We start from the raw sequence: 20,873 nt of genomic DNA on the forward strand, positions 1-20,873 counted from the left end.
CCAAGAGCTAGCAGTGTTAGTGCGGCCCGCAGTTTGACATTAATAGCGTAAATTTTATTCAAAATAAGAAAAAACGTGATCAATGTATCATTTTTAATACCTACGGTAAAGATAATGCCAAGCTTGCCCCAGTAACAACTGTCTATGATTCATCCATAATTATCAGGCTATTCATCGTGGCAATAACTAACAGCAGTTGATTACACTGCAACTAGAAACCGCTCAACGACTTATTGCGATAAATATCACAGTTTGTGTTGTAGCTGACTACACAATAACGCTTGAAATCAGGAACCGCAATACACGAATTATCATCCATGCTTAGGTAGTGGTACGATACTGAGTATAAAAAATCATAACCTTGATTAACGGACCCTCTTTACTATGATGACAACACAACCGATTCGTATTGCTACACGCCAAAGCCCATTAGCCATGTGGCAAGCTGAGTTTGTCAAAGCTGCACTCGAACAAGCTCATCCAGGGCTCGTTGTTGAATTGCTGCCAATGGTAACAAAAGGCGACATCATTTTAGATACTCCTTTAGCAAAAGTGGGCGGTAAAGGCTTATTTGTTAAAGAACTTGAAGTGGCTATGCTTGAAGGTCGCGCAGATATCGCGGTGCACTCGATGAAAGATGTGCCAGTAGAATTTCCAGAGGGACTAGGGTTAGTCACGATTTGTGAGCGTGAAGATCCGCGTGATGCCTTTGTGTCAAATAACTATGATTCTATTGATGACTTACCTCAAGGCGCGATTGTTGGAACGTCAAGCCTACGCCGCCAATGTCAACTGCGCGCTCAACGTCCAGATCTGATCGTTAACGACTTGCGTGGTAATGTGAATACTCGCCTACGTAAGCTTGATGAAGGCCAATATGATGCGATTATTTTAGCGGCAGCAGGACTAAAACGCCTTAAAATGAGCGATCGTATTCGCAGTGAAATTACACCAGAAACCAGTTTACCAGCCGTAGGTCAAGGTGCTGTAGGTATTGAATGTCGTCTAAATGATCAACGAGTACGCGAATTGCTTGCTCCGCTAAATCACCAACCGACCGCAACACGTGTTCTGTGTGAGCGTGCGATGAATAACCGTCTTCAAGGTGGTTGCCAAGTGCCAATTGGTAGTTATTCAGAACTACAAGACGATACTATTTGGCTACGTGCGTTAGTGGGCGAACCAGATGGCAGTGTTATTGTTCGTGCTGAAATCAGTGGTCCAATTGCAGCGGCAGAGCAATTAGGTGAAACGTTAGCTGATGAGTTATTAGCTAAAGGGGCCAAAGACATTCTTGATCGTTTATACGGTAACGCCTAATGACAGTGCTGATCACCCGTCCAGCACCAGAGTGCGATCAATTGGTCGCACAACTTAATCAAGTGGGGATCAGCGCGATTGCTCAGCCTTTACTTGAGGTCAAGCAAGGGAAATATATAAATAGATTAATAGAACAAATTCAACAATTGCAACCAGATGACTATATCATTGCAGTTAGCTATCATGCGGTACGTTTTGCAGCTGATTACTTGATATCACAAGGTGCAGAATGGCCAAAAAACATGCATTATATAGCGGTTGGCGACAAGACTGCAGCGGCATTAGCCAAAGCCTGTCAACAACCAGTGAGTTCACCTGAAGGTCGCCATGATAGCGAAGCGCTATTAGCATTGCCTGAACTTGCTAATATTCGCCAACGTAAGGTATTAATCTTACGAGGTAATGGTGGACGCGAATTAATCTATCAAGCATTAACCGCTCGCCATGCCCAAGTCAGTTATTGTGAGACTTATCAACGCTGCTGGCTTGATCTCGATGCAACACCATTAGTCCAACAGTGGCAACAACAGCACATACAGGCTCTAGTTGTCACTAGTAGTGAACAGTTAATATACTTAACGGGATTGATCCCAACTAAGAATTTGACTTGGTTTTATAATTGCCACCTTTTCGTACCAAGTCAACGAGTCGCAGATCAAGCATCGACGCTTGGCTACAGACATATTTCCACCGTGGGAAGCGCCGCTAATCAGGCGTTATTCACGTTCCTAAAAAGCAACGTAAGCTAACGGAATAATTAGGATGACAGACAAAACAACAAACACAAACCCAACCGCTGCGACATCAGCAAAAGATAAGCCTGCGGTTACTACTTCAAAAACAACCAAAACAGCGCCACCAGCCACTAAACAAAAAAATCTGGTAGCAAAACCGGTTGGGTTGCGATTGCACTAGTATTAGCTCTTGGTGGTGGTCTTTACTATCACGGTCATCAGCAAGGACTACAACAACAGCAGCAAGTTGCCGCCCTTCAGCAACAAATTGCGACCATGAAAGCTGCCATGCAAGCTGATCAGCAGCAAACCCTTGGCATGGTCAATAATGAACTACGTACAGCTCAACAAAATGTTGAACAAGGCATTAGTCAGCAGCAAAAATCGATTGATTCACTTCAAACAGCCATTGCCGATTTAAAAGGCCAAGAGCCTGATGATTGGTTATTAGCAGAAGCGGATTACTTGGTTAAGATGGCTGGACGTAAGTTATGGCTAGAGCATGACGTAACCAGCGCAACCTTATTATTGGAAGCTGCCGATCATCGTATTGCTGAGCTTAATGACCCAAGTCTTAAAGGACTACGTCAAGCAATGAGCAATGACATCACTGCGCTAAAATCAATCACTGTTGTTGATCGTGATGGCATCGTATTACGCCTTAACAGCCTTGAAAACAGTATTGATAGCTTACCATTAGCTAATGCTGTATTAGCCAAAGCTGAGCCACAGCAAAACCCAACCGTTAGCCAGTCTGTTGATGATTGGAAAGATAATTTAATAACCTCATTAAAGAACTTTAGTGAGAATTTTATTACTTACCGTAAGCGTGATGGCAGTGTGGTACCGTTACTATCACCAAAACAAGATTTCTATCTACAGCAAAATATCACCAACAAGCTTGAGACAGCTATTGCAGCAGTATATCGCGATCAAGGTACTATTTACCGCGAATCAATCGCAACTGCGATCAAATGGGCACAACAGTACTACGACTTATCATCACCTAAAACCCAAAGTTTTATTGCTGGCTTACAGCAACTAGAACAACAAAATGTGAATGTTGATTATCCTGCTAAGCTGCAATCACAAGCACTGATCACTAAATTAGTCAATCAAGTGTTACGCAATAAAATGTCAGCGCTGAGTGATGCAACAACGCCAACTAAAGCACAACCTAAGCCACAACCAAAAGCACTAAAACTGATAAAAACTGATGCAGTTAGCGCAACTTCATCGGCTGCAACACCATCAACTACAACAAAGAAAGTGATGCTGCTAGAAAAGCCTGCACCAGCAACATCTGCAGCAGTAACTAGCACTGTTAAAGAGGAAACCAAATAATGGTTAAATTGTTGTTATTGGTCATCGCTCTGATTGCCGGTATCATTGTCAGCCCCGATCTTGCTGGTCATCAAGGCTATGTGTTGATCTCGTTTGCCAATCAAACCATCGAGATGAGTTTAACCACGCTTATTATTGTCGCAATTGCTATCGTTGCGATCTTTTTTGTTCTTGAGTTTATTCTGCGCCGCCTATTTTCTTTTGGTAGCTCAACTCGTGGTTGGTTCAGTGGTCGTCAAGTCCGTAAAGCTCGTCGTAATACCGTCGAAGGACTATTAAAAGTTGCTGAAGGTGATTGGAAAGCGGCTGAAAAAATGCTTTCTAAGTCAGCTAAATACAGTGACGCGCCGATTCTAAACTACTTAGCCGCAGCAGAAGCTGCACAAGGGCTTGGTAAAACTCAACAACGTGACCAGTATTTACTGCTGGCTGCAGAGCAAGACACAGAAAACCTCGCGGTATCATTAACCCGTGCCAAGCTTCAAATTCGCCAACAACAATTTGAACAAGCATTAGCAACCTTGCAAGACGTTCATCAAAACAACCCACGTAATCCGATGGCGCTGAACTTATTACAACAATGTTACTTACAGTTAGAAGATTGGAAAGCGCTGCTAGCTCTACTGCCTCTACTAACAAAAGCTGGTGTGATTACTGCTGCAGAAGAAGCACAATTAGACATTCAAGCACAATGCGGCCAAATGCATCACTTAAGTCAGCAAAGCGGTAGTGATGGTTTAATCAGCTATTGGAACAGCATGAATCGTAAAGACAAACATAACCCTGCTTTAGTGGCATGTTTTGTTAAGCAGATGATTGTTCGCCACGCTGATTCTGATGCATTTCCTATCTTGCGTGATGCTATCAAGAAAAACCCTGAGCAGAATTTAATTAGCTTAATGCCACAATTAACCCTGCCAGATCGCCACCCAGCGATTGTGAGTCTGCAAGACTTATTAGCCAATAATAGTAACAACCCTGCACTACAAAGTGCATTAGGACAGATGCTAATGGCTGATAAACAATGGCAACCTGCGAAACAACATTTAGAAAAAGCCATAGCAATACGCCCAGATGTTACCGACTTTGCACACTTAGTTGCTACCCTTGAGCAACTTGGCGATAAACAAGCCGCAGCAGAGGTTTCACGCCAGGCATTGCAACTGGCAAAACCTGATCAAGCGTAAGTTTTAAAGCTGAAAAAAGCGCCTTTATGGCGCTTTTTTTCGTCTAGATAACAGTTTCCACATTAACATGTATCTAAATGTAAACAGCCATTACAAGGTATATCTGCCCCATTGCTCCTTGGAGATAAACACGTTTCAATAGCCACTCTGCCCTTTTTATTTAACATTTGGATAACTGTTATGGATATGCTTCCTTGGCTGATTGTTTCAGGTATTATGGTGTCAGTAATTGTTGGCGTAATGATGGCTGTATTAATTAAGCACGCTGATTAATGAATACCAATAAAAAGCTCCGCTAAGGAGGCTTTTTATTGGTATTCATTATTGAAAAACCATTATGCTAATCCCAACGCTTGCTTGGTTTTACGTAATTGCTTATCAAATTTTGCCACCGCTTTAGCAGCTTTTTTTAATTGTTTGGTCTTTTTCTTGGCTAATTTTTTAAGTTTATCAGTCTGCTTTAGCAATTCATCGGGCTGTTCAACAACCTCGGTTTGCTCAACCACACTCACCATCTCAATTCGACTTTGACCAACAGCTGTCGGCCTTGGCAAACTGTGAATATTCATAATCACCGGCGCCACGGGTGCTGATGCTGCCAAAGTGATAACCGAGGCTGGCGTTAGCACTGCAGTTGAAGGCATAGCATTGGTTAAGCGGCTTGGCTTACATAAATAGTCTTTATCACTCGCGACTCGAGTACAGCTCGCACAAATAAATTTTGGCTCACTGACAATTTTTGTGATTGTCGCAAATTGATCGGCAATTTCAGCACGACGATACTTACACAACGACTTCACCATCAACGCATCCTCACTCAACACTCACCAGAATTACGACATTAAACGATAATGATTCGTAATTCCAGTAATGAATCTATTAGTGAGTGTAAAATGTGTAACTTTTTATTTTTGAGTATCGCTAGTTTTCATGCCTGCTTTGACATAAATATCAAAGCGGTTTTTCTTGGTTTCAATTGCCATCGAAGGCTTAGCATTGGCTAAAAATTCAGCATAATCTGGTCGCTTAACCACAATCCGTTTGGTGGCTAATGCATACGCAGGTGCAAACAATTCGTCCGCATCTAAATCGGCACCAACCAAGGTTTGAAACACCCGCATTTCTTTTTTAACTAACGCTGATTTCTTTTTATGGGGATACATTGGATCTAAGTAAATAACTTCAGGGGCAATAAAATCTTTATCGGCAGCTAATTGCAATAAAGCATCTTGGCTCGATGCGTGCAGTAATTGCATCCGTTCACTGACCCAATGACCAATTTCAGGATCTGCTTTAGCACGAGCTAAACCATCATCAAGCAATGCCGCCACCACCGGATGGCGCTCAACCAGTTGTACCTTACAACCTAATGAAGCCAATACAAACGCATCACGTCCTAAACCAGCTGTCGCATCAAGCACTGTTGGAGTGATACCATTTTTCAATCCCACGGCTTTAGCAATCGCCTGGCCGCGGCCACCACCAAATTTACGTCGATGTGCTACTGCACCACTGGCCAAATCGACAAAAACAGCCCCTAATTTAGGTTCATCTAACTTACGCAACTCTAGTTGATTCGCGGTTAATACTAACGCAAAGCAACTGTGCTCATCATGCGTCAATCCCCAGCGGGCGGCGAGTTGATCTAATTCAGACTGACGTTGAGGAACTTCACAAAGTAAGGCTAGTTGCACTGCATTCTCCGATATCAAACACTTTCTATTCCGCTCAATCATAGGAAATAGATGCTATAGGCGGCGAATTATAGCACCACAAATCACGCTTGGCTCTGGTATCACCACCTAACATAAGGATAAGATAGTCCAAGATCGCAGCCTGCGAATAACTTAGCGAGCCAAAAAGGAATTGTGATGAATGGAGCTGTGCGCATCGATGATTTAGATCGCGATATTCTCAACGCATTAATGACAGATGCACGAGTACCCTACGCTGAAATGGCAAAAAGATTTAATGTTAGCCCTGCCACTGTCCATGTACGGGTTGAAAAAATGCGTGCCTCTCAAATAATTACTGGCACAGAAGTGATAGTGAACCCCAAACTATTAGGCTATGACGTATGCTGTTTTATTGGCATTAATCTTTATGCGGCGCGTGATTATCACTCAGCACTTGAGAAACTCAATCAACTTGATGAAGTGGTAGAAGCTTATTACACCACTGGTGCTTACAATATTTTCGTAAAACTGATGTGCCATTCAATTGAAGAGTTGCAGCATGTACTTATCAATAAACTACAAGCAATTGAGGAAGTCCAATCGACTGAAACCTTGATCTCATTACAAAACCCGATCAATCGAAATGTCAAACCATAGCGTTAACTTGCCATAAAAAAAGCGAGCTCAAGCTCGCTTTTGATCACGGACTAAATCCGCATTATTTTTTCAAATTTAGCGCACGCTCAGCAGCGTCTGCTGCTAACCATTCAGCAACGGTCTTAGCAAAATACGTCAACACGCCATCAGCACCTGCACGCTTAAAGCACATTAATGATTCCATTACAGTTTCACGCTCTTTAAGCCAACCATTTTGGAATGCCGCCATGTGCATCGCATACTCACCTGACACTTGGTAAGCATATGTCGGCACTTGAAGCTCTGATTTCACGCGACGTACCACATCTAAATATGGCATACCCGGTTTTACCATCACCATATCGGCACCTTCACTGATGTCCATTGCCACTTCATGCAATGCTTCATCACTGTTAGCAGGATCCATCTGATAAGTTTTCTTATCACCGCCTTTAAGGTTACCGCTTGAACCGACAGCATCACGAAACGGGCCATAGTAATTTGACGCATATTTAGCTGAGTAAGCCATAATTTGCGTATTAATATGACCCGCTTGCTCTAATGCTTCACGAATAGCGCCAATACGGCCATCCATCATATCAGAAGGTGCAATCACATCCGCACCAGCATCAGCGTGCGATAATGCTTGTTTGATCAAAATATCAGTGGTGATGTCGTTAAGTACATAACCTTCATCATCAATAATGCCGTCTTGACCATGAATAGTAAACGGATCTAACGCCACATCAGTGATCACACCGAGCTCTGGTACATGGGCTTTCAACGCGCGTACTGCCGTTTGTACTAAACCATCAACGTTATAAGCTTCTTCTGCTAATTCAGATTTAAACTGTTGTGATACGACTGGAAATAATGCGATTGCAGGCACACCAAGGCTAGCAATATAAGCGGCTTCTTCAAGTAATAAATCAATCGATAACCGCTCAATACCCGGCATCGAAGCCACATTTTCACGACGATCTGTGCCTTCAAGAACAAACATCGGATAAATAAGATCATTAACAGATAACTGGTTTTCCGCCATCAAACGACGACTAAAATCATGCTTGCGAACTCGACGCATACGACGTCCAGGAAACGCACCTTGAATAGATACAGACACGGTAAACTCCTTACAGATTAATGAGTATTGATAATATCACTCACATCACGAGGGGGGGATTAAATTGCAAAAAAAGCTTGGCTGACTTGGTAAGAATTATTGACAACTTGCATTGCAGACTCACCACGACACTCGGCAATCACTGCGGCAATATGCGGTAAATATAACGGCTCATTACGACTCGATTTCGGCTTTGGACGATAATCTCGTGGCAATAAATACGGGCAATCGGTTTCAATCATTAACCGCTGACTAGGAATAGTTTTAACAATCTGGCGTAACTCAGTGCCACGGCGTTCATCACAAATCCAACCAGTGATACCGATATGTAAATCAAGCGCCAAGCAATCGTCCAAGGCTTGTTGTGAGCCAGTAAAGCAATGCAATACTGCTGCGGGTAATTTATCGCGCCATGGTTTTAGAATAGCTAAAAAACGCTCATGAGCATCACGACAATGCATAAACACCGGCATATTTAATTCAGCCGCTAATGCTAATTGCGCTTCAAACACTGCTTCTTGTTGCGGGCGCGGCGAAAAATCACGATTAAAATCTAAGCCACATTCTCCGATCGCCACCACCTCGGGTTGCTGCGCTAAAGCACGAATTTGCGACAATGCTAAATCGGTTACTGATTTGGCATCATGAGGGTGTACCCCTGCGGTGCTATAACAATAATTTGGCCACTGCAGAGCCAATTGTTGAGCTGCAACGCTTTCTTCAATACTGGTGCCGGTGATAACCAGTCCTTTCACACCTACTGCTTGAGCACGTGTAATAACCTCTGCGCGATCTTTATCAAACCGACTATTGGTAAGGTTAACGCCAATATCTATCATTTGTTTTTCCATCAACTAATCAATGATCATAATCAGCAGTATATCGAGCATAGCGTTAGCTGACTATCTTGAGCATGACATTATTACACCCATAAAAAACCGACACTAATGTCGGTTTTTTTCATCATCACAGGGCTTGTTAACCCTATTATTTGCTGATGCTCTTCACGTCTTGCTGTTCATCATCGTCGTATTCGTCTTCATCATCTTTACGAATGTAAAAACGTGAGAAGAATAAACCGACTTCAAACAACAAACACATAGGTACTGCTAACAAAGTCTGAGATAAAATATCAGGCGGCGTTAACAACATACCAACCACAAACGCGGCCACAATGATATATGGGCGTTTACTGCGTAACGTTTCAGGATCGGTTGCACCGGTCCAACACAACAGAATAATCGCTACTGGAATCTCAAACGCGATACCAAATGCCATAAATAACGACAGTACGAAATCGAGATAACTTGAAATATCTGTTGCCACTTCAACTCCATGCGGAGCGACGCTGGTAAAGAACTTAAACACCAATGGAAACACAACAAAATAAGCAAACGCAACACCGGCATAAAACAGCAATGAGCTGGACACCAAGAGCGGCATAATAAGCTTACGTTCATGTTTGTATAAACCTGGCGCCACAAAAGCCCACAGTTGATACAAAATCATTGGTACAGCAATAAACACAGCGGTAACTAAAGTGAGTTTTATCGGTGTAAAGAAGGGTGACGCAACATCAGTTGCGATCATAGTGGCACCAACTGGCATACGTTCAACCAAAGGTGCAGCTACAAAAGCATAAATGTCTTTCGAAAACCAAACAATACAGACAAAAACCACCAGCACGCTGATGAGAGAGCGCAGAATCCGTGTACGCAGCTCAAGTAAATGGCTGAATAACGGCTGCGAATCTTCGACAGTCGACATAGTGATGTAATTTATTCCTGCTTATTAGAAGTCGTTGCTGAGGGTTGCTCGCTTTTATCAGCATAGGGACGTTGCACATCAGAAGCGACTTTTTTAAGTTCATCAACAGACTCTTGCAATTCAGGCGCGATGTCCTTCATTCCCATTTGCTCAGCTTTTTTTAAATTAGCTTGCAGTTCCTGAATTTTCAGTTCCTGAGCTAATTCATCTTTGACTGAGTTTGCCATATTACGGGCAGCGCCTATCCACTGCGATACGGTACGTATCGCAACGGGTAGACGTTCCGGCCCCAGTACTACCAATCCCACCACGGAGATCAGCACTAACTCCCAGAACCCGATATCAAACACGTCTTAAACCTGCTCTTTGTCTTTTTGACTCGTTGTAGTCTGATCAGCGCTTTGCTGCTCATCCGCAATTTTCTTCTGCTCAAAATCTGCATCAGGTGTTTCTTTTTTCGCAGCTGGTGCTGAATCTTCATCACCCATTGCTTTTTTGAAACCCTTAACGGCAGAGCCCAAGTCGCCACCCAATGTGCGTAACTTCTTAGTTCCGAACAACAGAACAATGATCAGTGCAATAATTAGCAATTGCCAGATACTGATACCACCCATGCTTATTTTACCTCAGCTTTATGTGGTTAATAACGGAGTGCGTTGGTTCAACGCAACTATAAGTATAGGCGAAACCTGAATCGATTACTTTCGACAGGCTCGCCATCCCAGCAACCAAAATACCGCTCCTGCTCCAGCTGCAATAGCAGGATAGGTGGTAACATGATCACCAAAAAGTATGGCAGCACACACCATCATGGTGGCACCAATACCAAAATAAAATCTTGCCTTACCTTGGTTACGCCGACTATCCATGAAATTATCATAGAGTGTATCGAGTCGTTGGTTCATAACCTTGCCTTGGCGCAAACTGTCGTAAAGTAATTCCGGTAATTCTGGTAACTTTTCAGCCCAAAACGGTGCTTTACTCTTTACAGCCTCAATAATGGCTTGCGGCCCGACTTGACGCGACATCCAATCTTCTAAAAATGGTTTCGCGGTTGCCCACAAATCAAGCTGCGGATACAGTTGTCGTCCAAGACCTTCAACATAAAGTAAGGTCTTTTGTAATAACACTAACTGTGGTTGTACTTCCATATTAAACCGACGTGCGGTATTGAATAAATTCAGTAATACATGCCCAAATGATATTTCACATAATGGCTTTTCAAAAATAGGTTCGCACACAGTACGAATGGCCACTTCAAAGGCATCGATGTTAGTATCAGCAGGCACCCAGCCAGAATCAACGTGTAATTCTGCTACCTTGCGATAGTCACGATTAAAGAACGCCAACAGATTTTCAGCTAAGTAGCGTTTATCTTCACGATTTAACGTTCCAACAATACCACAGTCCAACGCAATCCATTGTGGATCATGTGGATGCTCATACGAAACAAAAATATTCCCTGGGTGCATGTCGGCGTGAAAGAAACTATCACGGAATACCTGCGTAAAAAATATATTTACCGCATTTTCCGATAATAATTTTAAATCAGTACCATTGGCTTTTAATGCTTCAATGTCTGAAACCTGAATACCATATATGCGTTCCATGACAAGCAGATTAACACTACTATAATCTGTGAAAACTTCTGGTACGTACAGCGAATCATCGCCTTCAAAATTACGTCGAAGTTGAATTCCATTGGCAGCTTCACGCATTAAATCCAGTTCATCAAGTAAGGTTTTTTCATATTCCCTTACCACTTCAACCGGACGTAAGCGCCGCGCTTGTGGTTGCAGCCGAGAAACTATCTCGGCCATCCTGTACATCAGCTTAATATCAGCTTCAATGATCGGCTTTATATCCGGCCGAATAACTTTAAAGACAATTTCGCGACCATTTTCTTTCATGGTTGCGGTATGCACTTGAGCAATTGACGCTGATGCTAACGCAACCTCATCAAAATCATCAAACCATTGCTCAATTGGGCAACCTAATGACGCTTCAATGGTTCGTTTCGCTAGCTGACCATCAAATGGCGCTACCTGATCTTGTAGTAATGCTAATTGATCAGCAATATGAGGCGGAAATAAATCACGTCGAGTCGACATCATTTGACCGAACTTAATCCACACCGGACCAAGTTCTTGTAATGCTAACCGTAACCGCTCACCTAATGGCTTATCAGGATACTCATTTTTAATCCAAAATAACGATTTACGTATTTTTTGGGGCAATTCAGAGCGTGGATCTTGTGGAATGAAATCATCCAAACCGTAACGTAACTGCACTTCAACAATGCGGTAAAGACGTTTAATTTCACGAATAGTCATCATGGCTATTATCGCTCAAGTAGCTGATTTAATCGGGCCTCAAAACAGGCGGTAGCAGATTTCAAGTCATCAACTTGATCTGCAAAGTAGGCTATTTCTAACGGCTGTGGTAATAATTTCCACTCTTCCGTTAGCGTTTGTGCCAAATTTTGCTGGCGTTTAAGCAACCGCTGCTGAATAAACTTTCCGCTCGATTTCACGCCGCAAACCATAGTATGAGCTACAATATCACCACTATAATGTGATAACTTTTCTTCAATATCAGGTTTTAAGCCGCTCAACAAACTCGAAAAATGCTGGGCTAATTGTAAATCACCTTCAAGTGATAACTTATCGGCTTTAATTAACTGAGTTAGATTCGCTTGTTGACGTAATTCAGGTAGCACACTTAAGTTAAGCGCCAATTGACAATCAACCTCGCCTTCGTAAGCTGCTAACACATCAATTTGCTGACTAAAGATAAAATATAACGTTTTGCCAAATTCATTCAACGTCACGCAGATCACTTTGCCGCGTAAACGAGATAAACGACGCTGGCTATCAGCATCGTCTTTTACTAACTGATTAAGCGCCGTTTCTATCGCGCCAGTAACAAATGCATCTATTGGCATAGGGGCCTCAGAACTTATAGCCACGGTGCAAAGCAACAATACCGCCGGTTAAGTTGTAGTAGGAAGTCTGATCAAAGCCAGCCTCATCCATCATGCTCTGTAATGTTGTTTGATCAGGGTGCATGCGAATAGATTCAGCCAAGTAACGATAGCTTTCACTGTCGTTAGCAATCACTTCACCGATTTTAGGTAGCAAGTGGAATGAATAAGCATCATAGATTTTTGATAATGGTTCTAAAATCGGCTTAGAAAATTCCAACACTAACAAACGTCCACCCGGTTTTAACACTCGGTACATCGAACGCAATGCTTGCTCTTTATCGGTGACATTACGCAAACAAAAGCTAATCGTAATACAGTCAAAATAATTATCTGGAAAAGGCAATTCTTCGGCATTGGCTTGCACGTAACCGACGTTACCCACAATACCACTGTCACGTAATTTACTGCGGCCAACCTTTAACATCGAGTTATTAATATCGGCTAAAATAACCTGACCGCTGTCACCCACAATACGAGAAAATTTAGCGGTTAAATCGCCGGTACCACCGCCTAAATCCAGAACGCGTTGACCACGGCGCACACCACTGCAGTCAATCGTAAACCGTTTCCATACACGGTGAATACCCATCGACATTAAATCGTTCATAATGTCGTACTTTGCCGCTACTGAGTGGAATACTTCAGCAACCATGGTTGCTTTTTCTTCTTTGGCCACGGTACGAAAGCCAAAGTGGGTCGTGTCTTGTGTGGTGTCCGTCATGCTCAATCCATTATGTGTCCTCGCGCTCATTTCAATGTCACCATAAAATAGCGAACGAGGATTAAATTCATTTATTCAACTGGCTTAGTGTACTTGATGGTGGTCGTTTGCTCAAAGTGGTTTACTCCTTAAGCACTATAAATCCGACTTTGATATGGCGGTTATATGTGAAAAACCACGAGAATCATGCAGTTGCGACTGCGACTTTTCTACTAACTGCGGACTAATATCACGCTTCACTTCCACTCCTAAGAGTTTAAAGCTTTCCGCTTGGCGAATGACATTGCCACGTCCGCTGGCTAACTTATTCATTGCACTATGATAACTTTGATTCGCTTTCTCCAATGATGATCCTAACCCTTCCATATCAGTCACAAATAAGCGTAATTTGTCGTACAATTTACTCGCTCGCTCGGCAATTTCTTTGGCGTTTTGATTTTGATGTTCATTACGCCATAAATTACTAATTGTGCGTAGTGCCACCAGTAATGTAGTCGGGCTAACCAACATGATATTAAGATCCATCGCATCTCGAATCAGTTTCGGATCAGCAGCTATGGCTGCTTGAAAGGCTGGTTCAACCGGAATAAACATCAGAACATAATCAAGACTTTGAACCCCATGGAGCTGATGATAGTCCTTACGGCTTAGTCCTCTCATATGGGCCCGCATCGACGCAATATGTTCACTGATAGCTAATTCCCGCTCAGCCACGGTGTCAGCATTAAAGAAACGCTCATAGGCCACCAATGACATTTTGGCATCCACCACCACATCTTTTTGCTGCGGTAAATGCACCACCACATCGGGTTGATAACGTTTGCCGTCTTCATTTTCTAAGCTAACTTGAGTTTGATATTCATAGCCTTCACGTAAACCTGATTCAGTTAACACGCGCGCAAGCACCACTTCCCCCCAATTACCTTGAGCTTTATTGTCTCCTTTTAACGCTTGAGTAAGGTTAACCGCTTCCTGCGCCATCTGCTCATTAAGCTGCTTAAGGTGATTAATTTGATGCACTAAGGTGTGCCGTTCACGTGACTCTTGAGTAAAGTTATCATTAACCTGCTTTTTGAAACCTTCAAGTTGCTCTTTGAGTGGACTCAACAAGTTTTGTAAGCTGATCTTATTCTGCTCATCCACCGTTCGAGTCTTCTGCTCAAATAAGCGATTAGCTAAACTTTCAAATTGAATACGCAGACGTTCTTCTGCATTTTCTAGTAGTTTAATTTTTTCATCAGCTGCTTTTTGTTCTTCAAAATGACGTGCATCTTGTTCGCGTATATCCGCCTCTAGACGGGCATTAATCACTCGTGAATTATCTAACTGTTCAAATAAATACTGTTTTTCATTTTGAAGCGCTTCAAAGTGACGCATTTTTTCAACTGCAGCCGATAAATTACCGTGTAATTGGCGGATTTCATGCGTCAAACGGTCGCGTTCATCATCCATTTGTTCAAGATCTTGATTACGTTCATCAAGTTGTTGTTGCAATTGCTGCTCGCGGGCTTGTAATAAACGAATATCAGCTTGCGCTTGCTGCTGATGAAGTTGCAATATTTGTGTAAAACGTCCCTTTAACCATAGCGTGGTGATCACACTTGCAGCAGTGGCCGCAGAAGCTGCCGCCAACAGTAAAATAACACTGCCACTTAACCATTCCGTCATATTAAATACTCAACCAAAAACCACCGAATCCATTTCTGTTATAAGGCTAAGTCGATACTGGATCAATGTCCAGTTCAGTGGTTTTTATTGATATTGCTATCACTGTTTTTATTCAACGCTTGTGTCTATTTATGCGTCTACGATCACAGCCTTATCGTGGTTCACTAGAGCCAATTAAACTGCATCTATTACACTGCCTGCTTCATTTAAAGGAATAAATCGAGAATCTGTCATGAACGAACGTCATGCCATTGGTTATGGTCTTGCGGCGGTATTATTGTGGTCGACGGTTGCTACCGCATTTAAAATTACCCTGAATTATTTTTCACCGCCACAGATGGTAGTGATTGCGAGTCTGGTTTCAATTGTTGCGTTAATTATTATTGCAACTTACCAAGGAACACTTTGTCACTTATTTTCAACTTTTCATGCTCGGCCCTGGTATTACCTTACTTTAGGGCTTATAAACCCTTTCGCTTATTACTTAGTGTTATTTAAAGCTTACGCCTTATTACCGGCTTCGCAGGCGCAACCATTAAATTATAGCTGGGCGATTACGCTGACCCTTATGGCTGCACTCTTTTTACATCAAAAAATTCGCCGTCAAGATTGGATAGCCTGTGGCTTAGGCTATTTAGGGGTGGTGATAATTGCAACTAATGGTGATCTGCTCGCGCTCCAATTTGATAGCCCACTCGGGGTCGGGTTAGCCTTATTTTCCACCTTGTTATGGGCGCTGTATTGGATCATCAATACCAAAAATAATGCCGATCCTGTATTAGGGCTCTTACTGGGTTTTTTAACCTCGTTGCCTTTTTCGATTGGGTTAAGTTTTTACTTGGGCGGCTGGCAATCAATACCGTGGCAAGGATGGGCAGCGGTCACTTATGTCGGTTTATTTGAAATGGGGATCACTTTCGTTTTATGGCTCAATGCGCTCCGTTTAACTGCTAATACCGCCCGTATCAGTAATTTAATCTTTATTTCGCCGTTTATTTCACTACTGTTATTGGCCACCATCATTGGCGAACAAATAGCAGCTTCAACTATCATCGGACTGTTGTTCATTATTAGCGGATTAGTGATCCAACAATGGCGTTCAAAATCATCACCTTCCTCTGAAGTGCAACAGCCATAATCTAAAACACACCTAAAAATAAAGCCTGTCATCAAGACAGGCTTTATAACAATGCACATTCAATCGCCGCTAACTAATAACGGCTTAGCACTCATCGGTTGTTAGTGGTGCTTGATGCCAGCTTTTACCCCACTTTGACCACAATACCAATAACCCAGGGATCAATAACCACATTTGTAATGTCATCAACATTGGGGTTGTTAAATCAAGTCGCTGAGTCAAACTCACCATCACGCCAGCACCACTCATCTGAAACAAACCTAATAATGCTGCTGCCGTACCCGCGCGATCGCCAAATGGCGCTAATGCTTTACCTGCCGATGAGCCTAAAACAAAGGCGAACCCAAATGAACAAATAAAGATTGGAGTCATAAATGCCCATGCTTGATTAATAGAACTCAGTCCCAACATTAATCCACCAGCAACCGCTAAAATAATCAGTCCGGTTTGTAATGTCGCTCGCGTACCAAAATGGTCCATAAATTTTGGCGCCACCATACAAGCAGTAATATTAAGCGCAGCGTTAATTCCAAACCATAAGGTAAATTGGTTCATATCAGCCCCTAGATGACTCATTAACCACACGGGCGCTGATGTTACATATGCTAAAATCACCGCCATCGCTAACATGCATAAACTGGCATGGTATAAAAATGTTGGTTCACGTAATACCGACCAATAACGGCTTAAACTTAAAGTTGAACCACTAATATGAGTATCTGCGGGGCGAGTTTCTTTAAACATCATCATCACAAAAATACCCGCGACCAACGCAAAACCAGCCATAAAACTAAAATTTGAACGCCAGCCGAACTCATGGGTTAACCAAGTACCTAATAAGGGGGCTAAAGCGGGAATAAAACAGATTGCACCATTTAAGTAACTGATCATACGGCCACTCTTTTCTGCGCCAAAACTATCACGCACCGCAGAAAAAGCGGCAACAGAGGTTGCACAAGCACCGAAACCTTGTAATAAACGTGCCGCTAATAGCATATCTAAGCTGGCTGCTAAATATGCCATTAGTGCACTAAAGCCATAAATCACAATCCCTGCTAATGCAATCGGTCGCCGCCCAAAGCGATCCGCCAAAGGTCCAGCTAATAACTGCCCTAACCCTAAGCTAAACATAAACCAGGTCACGGTATCTTGAACGCGTACAGCATTGACCCCAAAACTATCAGCAATAGCAGGGAAAGCTGGAAGGTAAATATCAATAGCCAATGGGCTAAATAGCACTAACGTTACCATCAGGGTAATTAATTTAGTATCGGTAGAAGCGGTGGTTGACGGGGTCATATCATGTTCCTTAAAGATGATCGCGCCAAGTCTACGGTTTTAGAGATATGAATAGAAATGGTATATATTCAATAGCACTTTTCCATTTTGGAATATCACTCGCAGCAGTTATTTGCCATACCTTTAGTCATAGATAACGTGATGAGGCGGAAATTCAATAAATCCCAATCAATTGACCATTAGCTAATTGATGCCAACCAACAAACACGCTAACGTAACCGCATCGACTTAATAACCATCCCCCATTCATAATGCGATAGTTATTTAAGTTTACAGCTTATGCCATCGTGAAGATGACGCTTTAATTAAAGGACGAAAACATGCAAGCAGCAATTTCGCAACGTGTTGAACAAATCCGTCAATGGCTCACTGATAATCAGTTAGATGCTTTATTGATCCCTCACGAAGATGAATTTCTCGGTGAATATATTCCCGATCATAATGAACGTCTGCACTGGTTAACTGGATTTACTGGTTCAGCGGGCGCTGCCATTATTACGCGTGATGATGCTGCTGTTTTTGTTGACGGTCGTTATGTAGTGCAAGTACGCAAGCAAGTGCCTGCAGAAGTATTTCAATACTGCCACCTTATAGAACAACCACCCGTCCAATGGGCATTAGACAATTTAGCCGCTGGCAGTAAAATTGCCATTGATGCTCGTCTACACAGTGCAGCATGGCTTAAAAATGCCACCGCCACTATTGATAGTGAATTAGACCTAGTGTGCGTGACCGAAAACCCAATTGATGTGCTATGGCTAGACCGCCCAGCACCGGTATTATCTGATGCCCAATTGATGGGCTTAGAATATGTCGGTCAATCAAGCGCAGAGAAACGGGAGCAAATTGCAACATTACTTAAAAAGCAAAAAGCGGATGCTGCCTTTTTAAGTCAGCTTGATAGCATTGCTTGGCTATTAAATATTCGTGGTGATGATGTTCATTGCTTACCCGTTCTACTATCAGCTGCGGTGATCCATAGCGATGCATCGGTTGATTTCTATATCGATCATCACCGTCTACCAGAAGGTTTTGCAGCTCACGTAGGTAACGGCGTCAATATCCGCGAGCCAGAACAACTTGCCGCGGGTTTAGCAGCACTTACAGGTAAACGTGTACAGTTTGACTCGACAAACAGTAATGCATGGGCAGCCCAACAACTAACAGATGCTGGCGCGCAGCTGATTGAAGCTGCAAACCCGACCTTACTACCTAAAGCCACCAAAAATGCGACTGAAATGGCAGGCATGAAGGCGTGTCATATTCGTGATGGTGTGGCAATTGCAAAATTCCTTGCATGGGTTGATACACAAGTAGCGAATGGCAACCTATTAGATGAAGCTCAGTTATCTGATCAACTGTGGCAATTCCGTCAGCAAGATCCAACCTGCCGTGATGTGAGTTTTGATACCATTTCAGCTTCTGCCGGTAATGCGGCAATGTGTCACTACAATCACATTGACCAACCACAGCCAAGCAAACTGCAAATGGATACGGTTTACTTAGTCGATTCAGGCGGTCAATACCCAGACGGTACAACCGATATCACCCGTACTATCGCTATCGGCAATCCAGGTGATGAAGTAAAACAAGCTTTCACATTAGTACTAAAAGGTCATATCTCATTGGCTTCAGCGCGTTTCCCGAAAGGTACTACCGGCTCACAGCTCGACGCACTAGCGCGTCAGCATCTATGGGCGCATGGCTTTGATTATGACCATGGTACAGGTCACGGAGTGGGTCACTTCTTAAGTGTTCACGAAGGTCCACAACGCATTTCTAAAGTGGCTAACCCAACCGCGCTACTGCCAGGTATGGTGTTATCTAACGAGCCAGGTTATTACCGTGCAGACGCATTTGGTATTCGTATCGAAAACCTTGAGCTGGTCGTCGATGTTACTACTCAAGGTGACATGAACGTCATGGGATTTGAATCTCTAACCCGTGCACCGATTGATAAGCGCTTGATCGATCCTGCACTACTAACCGACGTCGAGCTTGCATGGCTTAATAACTACCATCAAACCGTGTTTAACGTGATCAGCCCATCGCTAACTGGTAGTGATCTTGAGTGGCTAGCCCAAGCGACATCACCACTAACTCGCTAACGCTTAGATAACAAAAAGAAAAGCCAGTACGTGATTAGCGTACTGGCTTTTTATTATCCGGAATAGGCGGGGTGCCAATCCTTCCACACCACTTCAAACCCCTGTAGCTTAACCGCTATCGCAACATCTGTGACCGAACGTTCATCACTGATCGCAAATTGTTCTAGTTCTGGCGTGTCATCGGCGTATCCACCCGGTTGGGTTTTAGAACCTGCCGACATACTTGTAACCCCTAACGGCAATACATTATCACGAAAATGCGGTGATTCTCGCGTTGATAACGACAGCTCAACTTCAGGATTAAACAACCGATAAGCACAAATCAATTGCACCAGTTGGCGATCCGTCATTACTGATTTAGGCTCTAACCCGCCAGTACAGGGCCTTAAACGCGGAAATGAAATCGAATAGCGGCTTTGCCAATATGTTCGCTCAAGATAGGCCAAGTGACTAGCAACAAAGAAGCAATCCGTGCGCCATTCTTCCATGCCGATCAAGGCACCAATCCCTATCTTATCAATTCCTGCTTTTGCAAGCCGATCAGGTGTCGCTAAGCGATATTCAAAATTGGTTTTATTACCTCGCAAGTGATGCTTCGCATACGTTGATGCATTATAGGTTTCTTGATACACCATCACCGCATCTAAACCCAGTTGGCGCAACTCTTGGTACTCATCTTGCTCTAGTGGCTGCACTTCCATTGCCAAATAACTGAAGTGCTGTTTGATTTGAGGCAGCGCATCACGAAAGTAATTCATACCGACTTTGGTTTGATGCTCGCCCGTGACCAGTAACACACTATCAAAATTTAGCGCTTTTATTGCCTCACACTCTCGCTCTATTTCTTGCTCACCCAAGGTACGGCGCTTAATACGATTTTCCATCGAAAAGCCACAATAGGTACACGCATTAGCACACAGATTCGAAAGGTATAACGGCACATAAAAACTGATGGTATGACCAAATCGCTGCCGTGTTAGCATCGCAGAAAGTTGTGCCATTTGCTCTAAGTAAGGTTCAGCGGCGGGTGAAATTAAGGCTTTGAAATCCTCTAGATCTAGCGTTGATTTACCTAAAGCACGCTCAACATCGGCAGCCGTTTTAGCATAGATCGACAAACGGATATCATCCCAATCCATTTGTTGCCAAACATCCACAAAGCTCAT

The 20,873-nt window shown here is 43.0% G+C and carries 21 protein-coding genes; 8 read left to right on the plus strand and 13 right to left on the minus strand.

All coding sequences use genetic code 11. The features are described from left to right. Positions 1 to 387: 387 nt before the first annotated feature. Genes hemC through BTN98_RS19735 form a run of 5 tightly spaced genes read left to right on the plus strand, consistent with a single transcriptional unit; the run spans position 388 to position 4,585 of the window. Complete coding sequence (gene hemC, locus BTN98_RS19720) at positions 388 to 1,320, plus strand: hydroxymethylbilane synthase (protein WP_060998651.1); 933 nt, start codon at positions 388 to 390, stop codon at positions 1,318 to 1,320. Then, the gene (locus tag BTN98_RS19725) at positions 1,320 to 2,069 is read left to right on the plus strand and encodes a uroporphyrinogen-III synthase (protein ID WP_060998626.1); all 750 of its coding nucleotides are present in this window, start codon (positions 1,320 to 1,322) and stop codon (positions 2,067 to 2,069) included. Before hemC ends, BTN98_RS19725 begins: the two co-directional genes overlap by 1 nt. 13 nt (positions 2,070 to 2,082) lie before the next feature. Then, a complete protein-coding gene (locus BTN98_RS20435) occupies positions 2,083 to 2,235 on the plus strand; it encodes a hypothetical protein (protein ID WP_156674912.1) in 153 nt (50 codons plus the stop codon). Beyond that, positions 2,226 to 3,398, plus strand: a complete 1,173-nt coding sequence (gene hemX / locus BTN98_RS19730; RefSeq protein ID WP_082970518.1) for a uroporphyrinogen-III C-methyltransferase — start codon at positions 2,226 to 2,228, stop codon at positions 3,396 to 3,398. Before BTN98_RS20435 ends, hemX begins: the two co-directional genes overlap by 10 nt. Continuing rightward, the gene (locus BTN98_RS19735; RefSeq protein WP_060998627.1) at positions 3,398 to 4,585 is read left to right on the plus strand and encodes a heme biosynthesis HemY N-terminal domain-containing protein; all 1,188 of its coding nucleotides are present in this window, start codon (positions 3,398 to 3,400) and stop codon (positions 4,583 to 4,585) included. Before hemX ends, BTN98_RS19735 begins: the two co-directional genes overlap by 1 nt. A gap of 335 nt (positions 4,586 to 4,920) precedes the next feature. On the opposite strand, the gene BTN98_RS19740 is transcribed toward BTN98_RS19735, so the two are convergent. Next, positions 4,921 to 5,388: a hypothetical protein gene (locus BTN98_RS19740; RefSeq protein ID WP_060998628.1), complete on the minus strand. Its 468-nt coding sequence runs from the start codon at positions 5,386 to 5,388 to the stop codon at positions 4,921 to 4,923. A gap of 102 nt (positions 5,389 to 5,490) precedes the next feature. After that, the gene (locus tag BTN98_RS19745) at positions 5,491 to 6,279 is read right to left on the minus strand and encodes a class I SAM-dependent methyltransferase (RefSeq protein WP_060998629.1); all 789 of its coding nucleotides are present in this window, start codon (positions 6,277 to 6,279) and stop codon (positions 5,491 to 5,493) included. Positions 6,280 to 6,456: 177 nt separating this feature from the next. On the opposite strand from BTN98_RS19745, the gene asnC reads away from it, so the two are divergent. After that, a complete protein-coding gene (gene asnC / locus BTN98_RS19750; RefSeq protein ID WP_060998630.1) occupies positions 6,457 to 6,918 on the plus strand; it encodes a transcriptional regulator AsnC in 462 nt (153 codons plus the stop codon). A 61-nt stretch (positions 6,919 to 6,979) separates the two neighbouring features. Here the strand turns inward: asnC and hemB are convergent, their stop codons facing one another. The 9 genes from hemB to rmuC all read right to left on the minus strand — a co-directional run bounded on the left by hemB (position 6,980) and on the right by rmuC (position 15,162). After that, complete coding sequence (gene hemB / locus BTN98_RS19755) at positions 6,980 to 8,020, minus strand: porphobilinogen synthase (protein ID WP_060998631.1); 1,041 nt, start codon at positions 8,018 to 8,020, stop codon at positions 6,980 to 6,982. Between the two features lie 59 nt (positions 8,021 to 8,079). Further along, complete coding sequence (tatD, locus tag BTN98_RS19760) at positions 8,080 to 8,859, minus strand: 3'-5' ssDNA/RNA exonuclease TatD (RefSeq protein ID WP_060998632.1); 780 nt, start codon at positions 8,857 to 8,859, stop codon at positions 8,080 to 8,082. Positions 8,860 to 9,007: 148 nt separating this feature from the next. Continuing rightward, positions 9,008 to 9,787 (minus strand): twin-arginine translocase subunit TatC, encoded by a 780-nt coding sequence (tatC, locus tag BTN98_RS19765; RefSeq protein WP_060998633.1) that lies wholly within the window; start codon positions 9,785 to 9,787, stop codon positions 9,008 to 9,010. Between the two features lie 11 nt (positions 9,788 to 9,798). Continuing rightward, positions 9,799 to 10,137, minus strand: coding sequence for a Sec-independent protein translocase protein TatB (tatB, locus tag BTN98_RS19770; RefSeq protein WP_036788464.1), 339 nt, complete (start codon positions 10,135 to 10,137; stop codon positions 9,799 to 9,801). A 3-nt stretch (positions 10,138 to 10,140) separates the two neighbouring features. Next, positions 10,141 to 10,401 (minus strand): Sec-independent protein translocase subunit TatA, encoded by a 261-nt coding sequence (gene tatA / locus BTN98_RS19775; RefSeq protein ID WP_060998634.1) that lies wholly within the window; start codon positions 10,399 to 10,401, stop codon positions 10,141 to 10,143. A gap of 84 nt (positions 10,402 to 10,485) precedes the next feature. Beyond that, entirely contained in the window at positions 10,486 to 12,120 is a 1,635-nt protein-coding gene (gene ubiB, locus BTN98_RS19780) for a ubiquinone biosynthesis regulatory protein kinase UbiB (protein ID WP_060998652.1), read from the minus strand. Between the two features lie 8 nt (positions 12,121 to 12,128). Further along, on the minus strand, positions 12,129 to 12,731 hold the full coding sequence (locus BTN98_RS19785; RefSeq protein ID WP_060998635.1) for a ubiquinone biosynthesis accessory factor UbiJ: 603 nt from the start codon (positions 12,729 to 12,731) through the stop codon (positions 12,129 to 12,131). A gap of 7 nt (positions 12,732 to 12,738) precedes the next feature. Then, a complete protein-coding gene (gene ubiE, locus BTN98_RS19790) occupies positions 12,739 to 13,494 on the minus strand; it encodes a bifunctional demethylmenaquinone methyltransferase/2-methoxy-6-polyprenyl-1,4-benzoquinol methylase UbiE (RefSeq protein WP_060998636.1) in 756 nt (251 codons plus the stop codon). 135 nt (positions 13,495 to 13,629) lie between these two features. After that, on the minus strand, positions 13,630 to 15,162 hold the full coding sequence (gene rmuC, locus BTN98_RS19795; protein WP_060998637.1) for a DNA recombination protein RmuC: 1,533 nt from the start codon (positions 15,160 to 15,162) through the stop codon (positions 13,630 to 13,632). A 232-nt stretch (positions 15,163 to 15,394) separates the two neighbouring features. Between rmuC and BTN98_RS19800 the strand changes: the two genes are divergently transcribed. After that, entirely contained in the window at positions 15,395 to 16,300 is a 906-nt protein-coding gene (locus BTN98_RS19800) for a DMT family transporter (protein ID WP_065190103.1), read from the plus strand. Between the two features lie 84 nt (positions 16,301 to 16,384). Here the strand turns inward: BTN98_RS19800 and BTN98_RS19805 are convergent, their stop codons facing one another. Then, on the minus strand, positions 16,385 to 17,599 hold the full coding sequence (locus BTN98_RS19805) for a multidrug effflux MFS transporter (protein ID WP_065190104.1): 1,215 nt from the start codon (positions 17,597 to 17,599) through the stop codon (positions 16,385 to 16,387). Positions 17,600 to 17,919: 320 nt separating this feature from the next. Between BTN98_RS19805 and BTN98_RS19810 the strand changes: the two genes are divergently transcribed. After that, on the plus strand, positions 17,920 to 19,707 hold the full coding sequence (locus BTN98_RS19810) for an aminopeptidase P family protein (protein WP_060998638.1): 1,788 nt from the start codon (positions 17,920 to 17,922) through the stop codon (positions 19,705 to 19,707). Positions 19,708 to 19,760: 53 nt separating this feature from the next. Here the strand turns inward: BTN98_RS19810 and thiH are convergent, their stop codons facing one another. Continuing rightward, positions 19,761 to 20,873, minus strand: a complete 1,113-nt coding sequence (gene thiH, locus BTN98_RS19815; RefSeq protein ID WP_060998639.1) for a 2-iminoacetate synthase ThiH — start codon at positions 20,871 to 20,873, stop codon at positions 19,761 to 19,763.

The sequence above is a fragment of the Photobacterium aquimaris genome, assembly GCF_002954455.1.
In the GTDB taxonomy this organism is placed as follows: Bacteria; Pseudomonadota; Gammaproteobacteria; order Enterobacterales; family Vibrionaceae; genus Photobacterium; species Photobacterium aquimaris.